Origin of the sequence: Protofrankia sp. Cr1 (assembly GCF_963555865.1) — a bacterium.
Classification (GTDB): Bacteria; Actinomycetota; Actinomycetes; order Frankiales; family Frankiaceae; genus Protofrankia.
Map to the genome: position 1 here is coordinate 1 of NZ_CAUVXO010000040.1, position 1,592 is coordinate 1,592.

The 1,592-nt window shown below is 63.1% G+C and carries 1 protein-coding gene; it reads left to right on the forward strand.

The annotated features are described in order from the left end of the window. Nucleotides 1-333: 333 nt before the first annotated feature. Nucleotides 334-1,392, forward strand: a complete 1,059-nt coding sequence (locus U9980_RS06130) for a methyltransferase domain-containing protein (protein ID WP_322767048.1) — start codon at nt 334-336, stop codon at nt 1,390-1,392. Nucleotides 1,393-1,592 lie beyond the last annotated feature (200 nt).

The following is a 1,592-nucleotide window of genomic DNA, read 5'->3' on the forward strand; positions in this document are numbered from 1 at the left end:
GTGCGGCGTGGCACTGAGCCAGCCACAGTCAGCGTGGCAGCTCACCAAGTAGCGGACACGGACGCCGTGACCTGGTGGTCGTCCCTCGCGGTGGAAGCGACGGCGGACGCACTCCGTGGAGGGATTGAAACGAAATCCCCTATCCAGAAGAGGATCCATTCACTTGGATACGATCATCGATGATGGTGCTGTGCTACTGGGAGGTGATCTAGTGGGTAGGCACTCGAAGCCCGTGGACTGTCCCGGCTGTTCGGGGAGCGGAACCGTGGTGGTCACAAACGATGGGAAGACGGAGACCAAGACCTGCGGGATGTGTCAGGGCAGTGGAAAGGCATGAGCGGCCGGCCGGTGAAACGGGAGGACTTCATCCCGGATGAGGTGTGGGTCACCGGGGATGACGGGTTCTTCCTGGTCCCGCTGCGCCGGACGGAGGACCCGCTCCGGTGGTTGGAGGTATGCCGAAGCGATCAGGCGGTCACGATCCAGGTTGATGACGGGTCGGACAGGTTCGACGGGAAGGGGATCGTCCCGACCAGTTCGTGCAGTGCACCGTGGGTTGTCGATCGGATGCTGGATCTTCTCGATGTAGGTCCGGGGATGAGCGTGCTGGAGATTGGTACGGGCACGGGTTACAACGCGGCGTTGCTCGCGGCACGGGCTCATGCTGGTGCGGTGACGAGCGTGGAGGTGGACCCGGTGATTGCTGAGCGTGCACGCTCGGCGCTAGCTAGGGCGGGCCATGCAGTCACCGTGATCACGGGTGATGGTGCGGAAGGCTGGGTAGAGCGTGCACCGTATGACCGGCTGATAGCTACGGCATCGGTGTCTGTCGTGCCGCACGCCTGGGTGGAGCAGACCCGGGCGCGCGGGCGGATCGTGTTGCCGTTCGCAGGCATCTTTGATGGTGCGTTGGCGGTGCTACAGGTCGAGAGTGACGGAACGGCCTGGGGCAGGTTCTATGACACGGCTGGTTTCATGCGGCTGCGTAACCAGAGACCCGACCCGCACCTGTGGTGGATCGGCGAAGACGACGCGAACGTGAGAACGTCTGGCCGCTATCTGGATGCGCCGTTTCGGGACAGTACCGCCGGGTTTGTGGTGGGACTGTGGCTTCCTGGCTGCACCACGGGAGAAATCGAGGAAGGCGGTCCCGCGAAGACGCTTCTTCTTTCCCACACCCCGTCACAGTCGTGGGCTTCGCTGACGGCAGGCACAGGAAACCATGAGGTGACGCAATATGGGCCTCGGCATCTGTGGGATGAGCTGGAAGCGGCCTATGACTGGTGGATGGCCACTGGGCAGCCCACCCGTGAACGTTTCGGTCTGACAGTCGCCAAGAGCGGTCAGGCCTTCTGGCTGGACACCCCAGAGCAGACCCTCACCTGTTCATGATCATCACTAGAAAAAACCGTAGAGAAAGTTTGCGACAGACGACCGGCTCACGCGCGCCTTGCTGGTGACAGCCAGGTCAGGCGCCACGTGGGGTAACTGCGTGCCAGGGTCGCTCGGTTGTGGGCGGCGCGGTTGTCTGACTGAGCGGCACGCATGCTCCACGTCCCATCCGGGGAAGCGGACCTGTGCCTGGTGCACAC

What these genes read in the sequence shown, in the direction of transcription:
- U9980_RS06130 (WP_322767048.1), top strand. Translation starts at nt 334, where the DNA reads ATGAGCGGCCGGCCGGTGAAACGGGAGGACTTCATCCCGGATGAGGTG.